This is a genomic window from Blattabacterium cuenoti, assembly GCF_014251555.1.
GTDB classification, from domain to species: domain Bacteria; phylum Bacteroidota; class Bacteroidia; order Flavobacteriales; family Blattabacteriaceae; genus Blattabacterium; species Blattabacterium cuenoti_P.
Map to the genome: position 1 here is coordinate 143377 of NZ_CP059190.1, position 12806 is coordinate 156182.

General features: G+C 29.7%; 12 protein-coding genes and 1 tRNA gene. 9 read left to right on the forward strand and 4 right to left on the reverse strand.

Annotated elements, in window-relative coordinates:
• Positions 1 to 123 precede the first annotated feature (123 nt).
• Entirely contained in the window at positions 124 to 420 is a 297-nt protein-coding gene (locus H0H68_RS00685) for a deoxycytidylate deaminase (protein ID WP_317168033.1), read from the forward strand.
• Positions 421 to 424: 4 nt separating this feature from the next.
• Positions 425 to 507, forward strand: a tRNA-Leu gene (locus H0H68_RS00690).
• A 16-nt stretch (positions 508 to 523) separates the two neighbouring features.
• On the opposite strand, the gene ureC is transcribed toward H0H68_RS00690, so the two are convergent.
• Both ureC and H0H68_RS00700 read right to left on the reverse strand, forming a co-directional pair.
• On the reverse strand, positions 524 to 2230 hold the full coding sequence (gene ureC, locus H0H68_RS00695) for an urease subunit alpha (protein WP_185853453.1): 1707 nt from the start codon (positions 2228 to 2230) through the stop codon (positions 524 to 526).
• Entirely contained in the window at positions 2227 to 2856 is a 630-nt protein-coding gene (locus tag H0H68_RS00700) for an urease subunit gamma (RefSeq protein WP_185853454.1), read from the reverse strand. The genes ureC and H0H68_RS00700 overlap by 4 nt, the downstream gene beginning before the upstream one ends.
• A 324-nt stretch (positions 2857 to 3180) precedes the next feature.
• Between H0H68_RS00700 and thrA the strand changes: the two genes are divergently transcribed.
• Genes thrA through thrC form a run of 3 tightly spaced genes read left to right on the forward strand, consistent with a single transcriptional unit; the run spans position 3181 to position 7925 of the window.
• Positions 3181 to 5628, forward strand: coding sequence for a bifunctional aspartate kinase/homoserine dehydrogenase I (gene thrA, locus H0H68_RS00705; RefSeq protein ID WP_185853455.1), 2448 nt, complete (start codon positions 3181 to 3183; stop codon positions 5626 to 5628).
• A gap of 5 nt (positions 5629 to 5633) precedes the next feature.
• On the forward strand, positions 5634 to 6581 hold the full coding sequence (locus tag H0H68_RS00710) for a homoserine kinase (RefSeq protein WP_185853456.1): 948 nt from the start codon (positions 5634 to 5636) through the stop codon (positions 6579 to 6581).
• A 30-nt stretch (positions 6582 to 6611) separates the two neighbouring features.
• Positions 6612 to 7925 carry a threonine synthase gene (gene thrC / locus H0H68_RS00715; RefSeq protein ID WP_185853457.1) on the forward strand — a complete coding sequence of 438 codons (1314 nt, stop codon included), beginning with the start codon at positions 6612 to 6614 and terminating at the stop codon, positions 7923 to 7925.
• Between the two features lie 6 nt (positions 7926 to 7931).
• Here thrC and H0H68_RS00720 read toward each other — a convergent pair whose 3' ends face one another.
• On the reverse strand, positions 7932 to 8726 hold the full coding sequence (locus H0H68_RS00720; protein WP_185853458.1) for a thymidylate synthase: 795 nt from the start codon (positions 8724 to 8726) through the stop codon (positions 7932 to 7934).
• Positions 8727 to 8798: 72 nt separating this feature from the next.
• Here H0H68_RS00720 and H0H68_RS00725 point away from each other — a divergent pair, with 72 nt between their 5' ends.
• From H0H68_RS00725 to H0H68_RS00735, 3 genes are read left to right on the forward strand one after another with little or no spacing between them, the layout of a single operon-like run.
• Positions 8799 to 9737, forward strand: a complete 939-nt coding sequence (locus H0H68_RS00725) for a ribose-phosphate diphosphokinase (RefSeq protein WP_185853459.1) — start codon at positions 8799 to 8801, stop codon at positions 9735 to 9737.
• Complete coding sequence (locus tag H0H68_RS00730) at positions 9734 to 10360, forward strand: 50S ribosomal protein L25 (protein ID WP_185853460.1); 627 nt, start codon at positions 9734 to 9736, stop codon at positions 10358 to 10360. The genes H0H68_RS00725 and H0H68_RS00730 overlap by 4 nt, the downstream gene beginning before the upstream one ends.
• On the forward strand, positions 10360 to 10809 hold the full coding sequence (locus H0H68_RS00735; protein ID WP_185853461.1) for a nucleoside deaminase: 450 nt from the start codon (positions 10360 to 10362) through the stop codon (positions 10807 to 10809). The genes H0H68_RS00730 and H0H68_RS00735 overlap by 1 nt, the downstream gene beginning before the upstream one ends.
• On the opposite strand, the gene H0H68_RS00740 is transcribed toward H0H68_RS00735, so the two are convergent.
• Entirely contained in the window at positions 10802 to 11449 is a 648-nt protein-coding gene (locus H0H68_RS00740; protein WP_185853613.1) for a DedA family protein, read from the reverse strand. The two genes, H0H68_RS00735 and H0H68_RS00740, sit on opposite strands and share 8 nt — an antisense overlap.
• Before the next feature lie 260 nt (positions 11450 to 11709).
• Here H0H68_RS00740 and aroB point away from each other — a divergent pair, with 260 nt between their 5' ends.
• Positions 11710 to 12783 carry a 3-dehydroquinate synthase gene (gene aroB, locus H0H68_RS00745; protein ID WP_185853462.1) on the forward strand — a complete coding sequence of 358 codons (1074 nt, stop codon included), beginning with the start codon at positions 11710 to 11712 and terminating at the stop codon, positions 12781 to 12783.
• Positions 12784 to 12806 lie beyond the last annotated feature (23 nt).

Sequence of the window (12806 nt, forward strand, 5' to 3'; positions counted from 1 at the left end):
GTTTATGAAATTTTATAATAAATACGATGATATAGCGTATATGAAACTGGCTATAGAACGATCAAAATTGTCTTTTTGTAAAAAAAAAAAGTAGGAGCTATTATAGTTAAAAATAATCAAATCATATCTTATGGATATAATAGAACTCCAAGCGGCTTTGAGAATATGTGTGAAGAAAAAAATGGAAAAACTAAATGGTATGTTATACATGCAGAAGCAAATGCAATATTAAAACTTTCTTATTCATCCTTATCTTGTGAAGGAGCTTCTATATATATTACACATTTTCCATGTCAAGAATGTTGTAAATTGATTTATCAATCTAGGATCAGAAAAGTCATATATTTACACAATTATACGAATAATGATAAAGAAATGATTTTTTTGAACAGATTAAATATAAGAATAAAAAAATTGTAATAAAACCCAGGTGGCGAAATCGGTAGACGCGCTGGACTCAAAATCCAGTGATTTTACATCATGCGGGTTCGAATCCCGCCCTGGGTACTTTATCAAAAATATTTTAGAATAAAAAATATCTTTGAGCAAGTGGCAAAATATCAGAAGGATTAGATTTAATCTTTTCTCCATTTATGTAAACATTATAGGTTTTTGGATCCACTTCTAAATTTGGAGTTTCTCCATTTAATACCATATCTTTTTTGGATAAAGAACGACATCCTTTGATTATTTTTATTTGTTTTTTGATTTCATTTTTTTCAAAAAAACCATGATTGATAGCAGTTTTTGAAACAAAAAGACTGCTCAGCTTGGGGTCAAAATAACCAAACATTTTACGATACATGAATGGTTGAGGCGTAGGAATGGTAGCATTAGGATCTCCCATACTGGCGTATACAATCATTCCACTTTTTATGACTAATTCCGGTTTGACTCCAAAAAAAGAGGGTTTCCATAATACTAAATCTGCCATTTTCCCAACATTTACAGATCCTACATATTCTGATATTCCATGAGTAATAGCAGGATTGATGGTATATTTAGAAATATATCTTTTCACTCTGAAATTATCATTTTTTTGATTGTCCTCATTAAGAGATCCTCTTTGTTTTTTCATTTGATCAGCTGTTTGCCAAGTTCTTTTCACTATTTCTCCGATTCTTCCCATAGCTTGTGAATCAGAACTAGTCATACTAATAGCTCCCATATCATGTAATACCCCTTCTGCACTAATAGTTTCAGACCTAATTCTCGATTTAGCAAAAGCAATATCTTCCGGTAAATTAGAATCTAAATGATGGCAAATCATTAACATATCCAAATGTTCATCTATGGTATTGCAAGTATAAGGCATGGTAGGGCTTGTAGATGAAGGTAAAATATTAGAAAAAGATATGACTTTCAATAAATCAGGAGCATGTCCACCTCCAGCTCCTTCTGTATGATAAGTATGAATGGTTCGACCTTTAAAAGTTTTTAAAGTATCCTCGACATAACCCGATTCATTTAGTGAATCAGTATGAATATTGACTTGTACATCCAATTGCTCAGAAACATTTAAACATTGATCTATAACATAAGGGGTACTCCCCCAATCTTCATGTATTTTTAGTCCTCCAGCACCTGCTTCTACTTGTTCAATTAAAGCTTCAGGATGAGAACTATTTCCACTGGCAAGAAAAATAAAATTGATAGGAATATGATCTGTACTTTTTAACATTCTTTGAATATTCCATACACCAGAAGTACAATTTGTGGCTATTGTTCCAGTAGCAGGACCTGATCCTCCTCCGATAATAGTAGTGGTTCCATTTTCTAATGCCACTTCAAATAATTGTGGGCATATATAATGAACATGACTATCTACACTTCCAGCTGTTACAATTAGATTTTCAGAAGAGATAACTTCTGTCCCTGCTCCAATATACATATTTGGAGTTACTCCATCCATAAAGTATGGATTTCCTGCTTTTCCTATCCCTATTATAACTCCATCTTTAATCCCAATATCCGCTTTCATAATCCCCCAATGATCAACAATGATAGCGTTGGTTAACACTAAATCTAAAATTCCTTCATTTTTTGTAGCAAATGGATGTTGTCCCATTCCATCTCTAATGACTTTACCTCCTCCAAAAACACATTCATCTCCATAAATAGTATAATCTCTTTCTATTTCAATCCATAAAGATGTATCTCCCAAACGAATTCGATCTCCTTTTGTAGGACCATACATACTGGCATAAGATCCTCTGTCAATTTTTTTCATATTGTTGTATTTTCTTTTCCTGAAAATCCATAAATTTTTTTTCTTCCTCCTATTTCTACTAATATGACTTCTTTTGTTTCTCCTGGTTCAAAACGAACAGATCTTCCAGAAGGAATATCCAGTCTATATCCTTTAGACCCTTCTCTATCAAAAAGAAGAGCAGTATTTGTTTCATAAAAATGAAAATGAGATCCTACTTGAATAGGACGAGTTCCAGTATTAGATACAACTCTCTTTATACGAGTTCTTCCAGGTAATAAAACAATATCTTCTTTAAGAAGATCATATTGTCCTGGAATGATATTAGAGTTTTCTTTTCTATTTTTTTTAATAGGATTGTGTATAGTGACTAATTTTGTTCCATCAGGAAAAGTAGCCTCTATTTGAACATTATTGAGTAATTCATATACTCCATCCATAACTTGTTCATCATTCAGAATATTTCCAGCTTCATACATAAGTTCTTTTACCGTTTTTCCATCACGTGCTCCTTCCATGACATAATGAGCAATTAAAGCTAAAGATTCAGGATAATTTAATTTTAATCCTCTTTTTAAACGTTTTTTTGCCAATTCTCCAGCCATGTGCAGAAGAATTTTTTCCTTTTCATAAGAAGTTAAATGCATACTTTCTTTATTTGATTCATAAACATAATATCCATAATATCGTTGCAACAACAGTTCTATAAGTTTAAAGTTATGAAATATTATAATAATCTTTTCCTGATCATGAAATTTTAAGAATTAAGAAAAATGAATGAAATTATATTGCATTCAATATTTTCAATTTTTGATTGAATGATTTTTCATTCATCATAATTCACATGGATCCCAATCAACTCATTCATTCTCTTGTACAAAAAATAAAAAGAAGCACGTCTCCGTAAATTATCATTATTTTTGTTATCATCTTTGAATAATGGGAAAATTGTTTTAAAAAATAATTAAGAAATGCAAGTTTTAAAATTTGGGGGAAGTTCCGTAGCTCATTCTGATGCCATCAAACGTATTTGTTCTTTATTAGAAAAAAAACCAAAAGGAAGATATGCCATTGTTGTATCTGCATTAGGAAATATCACCGACCAATTAATACAATGTGGTCAATTAGCTTCTGAAAGAAAAAATGTTTATAAAAATATACTAGAAAAAATAGAAATTCGTCATCTAAATATTATCAGAGAACTGTTTCCAATTACTTATCAAAGCCATTTAATTAGTTGGATTAAAAAAAATATAAATGATCTAGAAAGTTTATGTGATGGAGTTTTTCAGGTGGAAGAACTTTCAAAACGTTCTTTAGATAAAATCATGAGTTTCGGAGAACTCAGTTCTTCTTTTCTTATTGCGGAAAAATTAAAACAATCTGGATTAGATGCAATTTGTAAAGATAGTAGGGATTTAATTATTACTGATTCTCAATTTGGATGTGCACAAGTGGACTTTATCACAAGTAATCACCATATCATTCAATTCTTTAGAGAAAGAATATCAGAATATATTGTATTACCAGGTTTTATAGGTTCTACTTTAGAAAATGAAACAACGACTCTTGGAAGAGGAGGGTCTGATTATACTGCTGCTATCTTAGCTGCAGCAATATCGGCTAGTTTGCTTGAAATATGGACTGATGTAAGTGGAATGATGACTGCTAATCCAAAAATTGTGAATCAAGCTTTTCCTATTAAGGAAATTTCTTATGAAGAAGCAATGGAATTGTCTCATTTTGGAGCAAAAGTAATTTATCCACCAACGATACAACCTGCCATGAAAAAACATATTCCTATACAAATTAAAAATACTTTTTCTCCTTTAGATCCAGGAACGTTGATTTATATTAGTAAAAGCACAAATATAAGTCAACCCGTTACTGGAATATCTGGGATTCAGAATACGGCTTTACTCACTCTTGAAGGAAGTGGAATGGTCGGAATTCCAGGGTATTCCAAACGTTTATTCGAAGCATTATCACGTGAAAAAATAAATGTAATATTTATAACTCAAAGTTCTTCGGAACATTCAATTACCACAGGTATTCATGAAATGGATGTCATCAAAGCAAAAGCTGTAATAGATAGTGAATTTGCTCAAGAAATCCATCAGAGACATATTGATCCATTGAGAATAGAAAAAGATCTTTGCATTATTGCTGTAGTAGGAGATAATATGAAAAATCTTCATGGAACTAGTGGAAAAATGTTCGCTTCTTTAGGAAGAAACAGTATTAATGTTAGAGCTATAGCACAAGGCTCTACTGAAAAAAACATATCAGCTGTTATTAGAAAAACAGATTTTAAAAAGGCATTAAACACTTTGCATGAGGCTTTTTTTGAAAGTCCCCCAAAACAAATTAATCTTTTCATTTGTGGAGTGGGAAAAGTAGGAAGTAAATTACTTGAGCAGATTGATCAACAACAAAATTATCTATTGGAAGAATTAAAACTTCAAGTTCGAGTAATCGGATTAGCCAACAGCAAAAAAATGTATTTTAATGATCATGGAATAAATTTAGGTCATTGGGAAAAACATCTGAATCAAGATGGTCACAAAATGAATATATATTCTTTTATGGAGGAAGTTTGGAAATTTAATCTAAGAAATAGTTTATTTGTTGATAATACAGCTAGTGAAGAAATGGCCATGACCTATGATAAATTCTTAAAAAATGGAATCGGTGTTATTACCTGTAATAAGATAGCTTGTTCCTCTGATTATGAGCATTATAAAAGATTAAAAACACTTTCTAGACATTTTAAAGCTCCATTTCTATTTGAGACCAATGTAGGAGCAAGTCTTCCAGTCATTAGTACACTGAATGATCTTATCAATAGTGGAGATAAAATCAATAAGATAGAAGCTGTTTTATCAGGAAGTTTGAATTTTATATTCAATCATTTTACAGGAGAAAAATCCTTTTTAGAAGTTGTCAAAGAGGCTCAATTGAAAGGATATACAGAACCTGATCCTCGTATTGATTTAAGTGGATTAGATGTAATGCGAAAAATACTTATTTTGGCAAGGGAATGTGGTTCTTCATTAGAACTGAGTGATATTCTTCAGAAATCTTTTCTTCCTGAAACCTGTTCAAAGTCCACTTCTATAGAAAATTTTTATCAAGAATTAGATAAATACAGAGATTATTTTTTTAAAATTAGAAATGAAGCAGAAAAAGATAAAAAACGTTTGCGTTTTATTGCTCGTTATGAAAATGGAGTCCCTTCCGTAGGTTTAGAATCAATTAAACAAAGTCATCCATTTTTTCAACTAGAAGGAAAAGATAATATGGTTTTATATAACACATATCGTTATGCTGAACAACCTCTTATCATAAAAGGAGCAGGTGCTGGAGCAGAAGTGACTGCATCTGGAGTTTTTTCTGATATTATTAAAGCTACTAAATAAAAATCATGAAGGGGATTAAAATATTTTCACCAGCTACTGTTGCTAATCTAGCTTGTGGTTTTGATGTTATTGGATTAGCTTTGGATTTTCCAAAAGATGAAATTTTTTTATATAAATCCAATAACCCAGGAATACGTATTAATAGAATACATGGAACATCGTTACCGAACGATCCAAAAAAAAATGTCGCTTTTGTGGCTTTACAGTTTTTATTAAAAAAATATCAACAAAAATTTGAAAAAGAAGAAAAAATAGGATTCGAAATAGAATTAATTAAAAATATTCATCCTGGAAGTGGAATAGGATCTAGTGCCGCTAGTGCTGCAGGCGTCGTTTATGGAGCTAATATCCTATTAGGAAATCCTTTTAGTACCATACAGTTAATCCGTTTTGCTATGGAAGGAGAACGTGTAGCAAGTGGAACAGCTCATGCAGATAATGTAGCTCCTGCTATCATGGGTGGGGTCACTTTAGTAAGAAGTTATAAGCCGTTGGATATTACTAGATTGCATTCTCCAAATGAATTGTGGGTGAGCATTATACATCCACAAATTGAAATTAGAACATCGGATGCAAGAGAAATTTTAAAACAAAAAATATTAATGACAGATGCAATTCGACAATGGGGAAACATTGGTGCATTAGTTGCAGGTTTGTATCAAGAAGATTATGGATTAATAAGCAGATCTCTAGAAGATGTGATTGTTGAACCTATACGAGCAATGCTCATTCCCGCTTTTTATGAATTAAAAATTAGATGTAAAGAAATAGGAGCTTTAGGCGGAGGAATTTCTGGTTCAGGTCCCTCTGTTTTCATGTTAAGCAAAGGAAATCATACTGCAAAAAAAGTTACTGAAGTCATGAACCGTGTTTACTCTCCATTAAAAGTTGATTATAAAACTTATACTTCTCCCATTAATCAACAAGGAGTCAAGTGGTCTAAAATTCTTTGAAATAAGAATGGATAAATAAAAATAATTTTTATGTTATATCATAGTTTAAAAAATCATAGAGATTTAGTTTCTTTCGAAGATGCTGTTTTAAGAGGGTTAGCGTCAGATGGTGGATTGTACATACCTGAATGTATACCTAAACTAAAACCTCAATTTTTTCATAACCTTTCTAGGTATGATATTTATACAATTGCTATGACTGTAATCAAGCCTTATATCGGAAAATCAATTCCAGAAAAATCTATTTATAACATTATTCATGATACTTTAAATTTTCCTTTTCCATTGAAAAGAATTCATGATCATATTCATGTATTAGAGCTTTTCCATGGACCTACTTTAGCTTTTAAAGATGTTGGAGCTGAATTTATGGCAGGATGTTTAAGTTTTTTTTCAAAAAAAATAGAAAAAAATGTAACAGTTTTAGTAGCTACTTCAGGAGATACTGGAGGGGCAGTAGCTAAAGGGTTTCATAAAAAACCTGGAATAGAAGTCATCATTTTATATCCATATAATGGAATTAGTTCTTTGCAAAAAGAACAAATAACTTCTTTGGGGAACAATATTTTAGCTTTAGAAATTGATGGAAATTTTGATGATTGTCAAAAAATGGTTAAAAAAGCCTTTTTAGATAAAGAAGTGCAAAAAAAATATATATTAACTTCTGCTAATTCTATTAATGTAGCGAGATGGCTCCCTCAAATGTTCTATTATTTTTTAGCTTATCAACAAATAATAGAGGATCCTATAGAATTAATTTTTTCAGTTCCTAGTGGAAATTTTGGAAATATCTGTGCCGGAATGATGGCTGAAAAAATGGGATTACCAATCAAATTTTTTATTGCATCCACAAATGTTAATGATACCATTCCTAGATTTTTGAAAACGGGAAAATATAATCCGCTTCCAGTAAGAAAAACCATATCAAATGCTATGGATATATCTGACCCAAGCAACTTTTCTAGGATATGGAATTTATACGAAAAAAATATGTCTCAATTAAGAAAAAAACTTTATTCTTATCAATTTACGGACGAAGAGACCCTAGATATTATAGAGATGGTATGGAAAAAACACAAGTATATGCTTGATCCACATGGAGCTATTGGTTATTTAGGACTTCTACAATATTTACAAGAAGTTAAAAAGACTTCATCTATAGCGATTTTTTTAGAAACTGCTCATCCAATTAAATTTATAGATGACATGCCGCTTTTTTTACGAAAAAAAATTATTGTTCCTAAGGAACTGGAAATATTTTTAAGTGCAAAAAGAAAAAAACAAAAAATATCTCTGTCCAATGATTTTAATGTTTTTAAAAACTGGTTATTGGAAAGAAAATAAAATTTTTTAAATAGCAACATCTCCCTTAATATGAGGAAAAGGATTATAGTCTTTTAATTGAAAATCTTTAAAACGAAATTCAAAAATATTTTTTACTGAGGGATTGAGTATCATTTTTGGAAGTGGTCTTGGAGTTCTTTCTATTTGTAATTTTGCTTGTTTGATATGGTTATTATAGATATGAGCATCACCTATGGTGTGAATTAGTTCTTTTTCTTTTAAATTTAGAGTACTGGCTAACATAGTGAGTAGCAAAGCATAAGAAGCTATATTGAAAGGTAATCCTAGAAAAATATCTGCACTTCTCTGATATAATAGCAACGATAAATTTTTTTCAGATACATAGAATTGAAATAACAAATGGCAGGGAGGAAGCACCATATTTTGAATCATGCCCACATTCCAAGAAGAAACAACCAAACGTCGTGAATTGGGGTTCAATTTGATCTCTTCTATAAGAAAAGCAATTTGATCAATAAAATGTCCATCATATGTAGGCCATTTTCTCCATTGCAATCCATATATTGGTCCTAATTCTCCATTTTTATCTGCCCATTCATCCCATATAGAAACTTTATGATCTTTTAAATATTGTATATTTGTGTCTCCTTTCAGAAACCATAATAATTCATAAATAATAGATCGTAAATCTAATTTTTTTGTGGTCAAAAGAGGAAATCCTTTTTCTAAATCGAATCTCATTTGATATCCAAATAGACTTATTGTGCCTATTCCAGTACGATCTTTTCTTTTTATTCCGTTTTTTAATACGTTTTTTAATAGATTTAAGTATTGTTTCATAATCCCCAATATGAGTAAATTATTTCTTTTTTAATTTAATTTTAAGAGTATTTTTGCATAAAAAATATAACTATGAATCAAAAGGTTCTCTTCTTTTCTACAAGAAGTGGGTTAAAATTATCAGAAAATATAGCTTCTTATTATGGGACTTTTCTTGGCAAAGTACAATTTTTAGAATTTAGTGATGGAGAATATACTCCTTGTTTTGAACAATCTGTTCGTGGATCTCAAGTTTTTTTGATAGGGTCTACTTTTCCTCCAGTAGACAATTTAATGGAATTGCTATTGATGTGCGATGCCGCTCGTAGAGCTTCCGCTCATAACATTACACTTGTTATCCCTTATTTTGGATGGGCTAGACAAGATCATAAAGATCAACCTAGAACTCCTATTGCTGCAAAACTTATAGCCAATTTAATGGTTGCTTCAGGAGCGACTCGAGTTATGACCATGGATTTACATGCAGATCAAATTCAGGGTTTTTTTGATATACCTGTAGATCATTTGTATGCATCTAGAATATTCATTGATTATATTAAAAAATTAAACATAAATCAACTAACTATTGCCTCTCCAGATATGGGAGGAGCTAAAAGAGCTAGAAGTTATGCTGGTTATTTGGGAACAGATGTAGTCATTTGTTATAAAGAAAGAAAAAAAGCAAATGAAATTGAATTTATGAATCTTATAGGAAATGTTAAAGAAAAAAATATCATACTTATAGATGATATGGTAGATACCGCTGGGACTCTAACAGAAGCTGCCAACTTAATAAAAAAACAAGGTGCTAAAAGTGTACGTGCTATTGCTACTCATCCAGTTTTATCAGGAAATTCATATGAAAAAATAAATCAATCAGCACTTGAAGAATTGGTGGTGACAGATACTATTCCTATAAACAGAATCAAATTCAATGATAAAATAAAAGTTTTATCTTGCGCCCCACTTTTTGCTGAAGTAATGCAATCAGTACATAACGATGAATCCATCAGTAATAAATTCGTAATATGAAATATATAAATATATACGGTCAAAAAAGAAATGTTGGAAAAAAAGCTGTTCATTCTATTCGACTTTCTGGAAAAATACCATGTATTTTGTATGGAAAAAATATGAATATTCCATTTTTTACTTCATTAGAAAGTTTAAAAAAAATAGTGTATACAACGGAAAGATATGGAGTAATTATTCAAATAGATAATCAAAATATAAATGCAGTTCAAAAAGAAATACAATTTGATCCTATTAGTGACAAAATATTGCATGCAGATTTTTTTCAAATTGATGAATCAAAGCCTATTGTCTTAGAAATTCCTGTAAAATCTTTTGGAAGACCTATTGGAGTTTCTAAAGGAGGAGAATATTATTCTCCAATTAGAAAGCTAAAAGTTAAAGCTTTTCCATCTCATATTCCAGAATATATAAAATTAAATATTGGTTCTTTAGATATAGGAGATAGAATAACAGTTGAAGATCTATATAAGGATCAATATGTTATATTGCACCCATCACATACACTTATAGCAAGAGTGAAAAATTCCCGCATAAATATTAAAGATCAAAAAGAAAAAGAAGATCAAAAAGAAAAAGAAGATCAAAAAGAAAAAGAAGATCAAAAAGAAAAAAATAAATAATGTCTAAAGATCTTTATTTTATGAAAATAGCTTTAAAAGAAGCTTTTATTGCTTTTCATAAAAATGAAGTTCCTATAGGAGCAGCAATAATATATGAAGATGTGGTTATAGCAAAAGCTCATAATTTAACTGAAACTTTTAGTAACATAACCGCACATGCAGAAATGTTGGTAATTAACTTAGCTTCTAATTATTTGAAAAATAAATACATAAAAAAATGCACATTATATGTCACTCTAGAACCATGTATTATGTGTGCAGGAGCTTTATTTTGGTCCCAAATAGGAAGAGTAGTTTGTGGAGCTAATTCTAGAAGAGGATTTTTGTATTCTGGTATTAGATTACATCCAAAAACTAAATTTGTATCTGGAATTATGAAAAATCAATGTAGAGCTCTGATCCAAAAATTCTTCTTTTTTAAAAGAATTCATAAGCATAAAATTAGATAAGAGCCTTTTTCTTTATTTTAAGTTTCAGAATAATCGGTAAAGTTGTAGTAAATACGATTAACAAAATAATCCATTCAAGATGATTTTTTAATTCAGGAAAACTTTTATCTAGATAATGTCCAGCCAACATAATAGAAAAAGTCCAAGCAAGCGCTCCGATAATATTATATATCATAAATTTTTTGAAATCGATACGGATTGCTCCTGCTACAATAGGAGCAAAAGAACGAAACATTGGAAGAAAACGACTCATAATCAATGCTGTTGTTTTGTATTTATTATAAAATAATTTTGCCAGAATAAGATGTTTCTTCTTAAAAAAAAAGGAATCCTTTTTTTTATATAACAAATTACCGGATTTATATCCTAACCAATATCCTTGCACGTTTCCAAGAATAGCTACTCCCGCTACAATTAAAATGATGACAAAGAAAGGGACATCATAAAAATTTTTGCATAAATCTTCTCCAAAAATTCCAGCAGTAAACAACAAAGAATCTCCGGGCAAGAAAAATCCGATAAAAAATCCTGTTTCTGCAAAAACTATTGCTAAAAGAATAAACAAAGCTGTATTTCCAAAATATAAAAATATCCATCTAGGATTGAATAAATGCTGAAAAAAATCCCAAAAATCAGACATATTACAAATATGAGAAACAAAATTCAATATTTCCATTTTTTAGAAAGAAAAAAACCTAAAAAAATATTTATTTTCATACTCAAAAAATATGTTTTTATGGAGTATTTATTCAAATTTATTAATATTTTAGGATGGATTCCTAATATATTTTTTTTAATAGTAGGGTTTCTCTTTATGATTTTTTGGTTGTACAAAATATTTCATTTTATTGATTAATAAAAAATTAGTTAATTTTGTTCAGTAAAGCCAAATGCATGCGAATGAAAAATAGTGATAGAGGGGAGTTCATATACTTTCATGAAAAAGCTTATGAAATGCTAAAAAATTATCTACTGAACCAAGTAGATTCCATAAAAAATACATTCATTTTAGTGGATGACAGAACTCATCAACATTGTCTTCCTATTCTTTTATCTCATATAGATTTTTTAAAAGAATCTAATTTGATTCAAATAAAATCAGGAGAAGAAGAAAAAAATATTCATACATGCATTCAAATATGTAAAAATCTAGAAAAATTTAAAGCAAATAGAAAAAGTTTAATCCTCAATTTAGGAGGAGGAGTTATAACAGATATAGGTGGATTTGTAGCTTCTATATTTAAAAGAGGAATTCGTTTTGTGAATATTCCTACTACTTTGTTAGGAATGGTTGATGCCGCTGTGGGAAACAAAACAGGTGTTAATTTAGATTCAATTAAAAATGAAATAGGATCTTTTTATATTCCAGAATTTTTAATTATTGATACTTATTTTTTGAAAACTCTTCCTAAAAAAGAAATTATTTCTGGAATGGCTGAAATGTTTAAACATGGTTTAATAGCGAATAAAGATTTTTGGATGAAGATGAATCAAATAAAAGATTTAAATGATATAGATGTAAATCAATGGCATCATTTAATTTATCAATCTATATTGATCAAACAGAAAATTGTGGACCAAGATCCCAAAGAAAAAGGATTAAGAAAAATACTTAATTTCGGACATACCATTGGACATGCTTTAGAAAGTTATTTTCTGAATGCTGAAAAAATATTACATGGGATAGCTGTCATCATGGGAATGATTTGTGAATCTTGGATTTCATACAAAATTAATGGTTTACCTATTTCTGATTATGAAAACATTAAATCAACATTTTCTGAATTATATCCAATGCAAAAAAAAATTTATGGTTTATCTGATTCAGAAATCGAAAAAATATTGATGATCATGGAATATGATAAAAAAAATGAGAAGAACAAAATTCAATTTTCTTTATTAAAAGAAATAGGAAAATGTTCCTATAATTGTCAAGTTACACATTCCTTAATCAAGGAATGTTTTTTGAAATAAACATTTTTTTCTTAATTCATTAA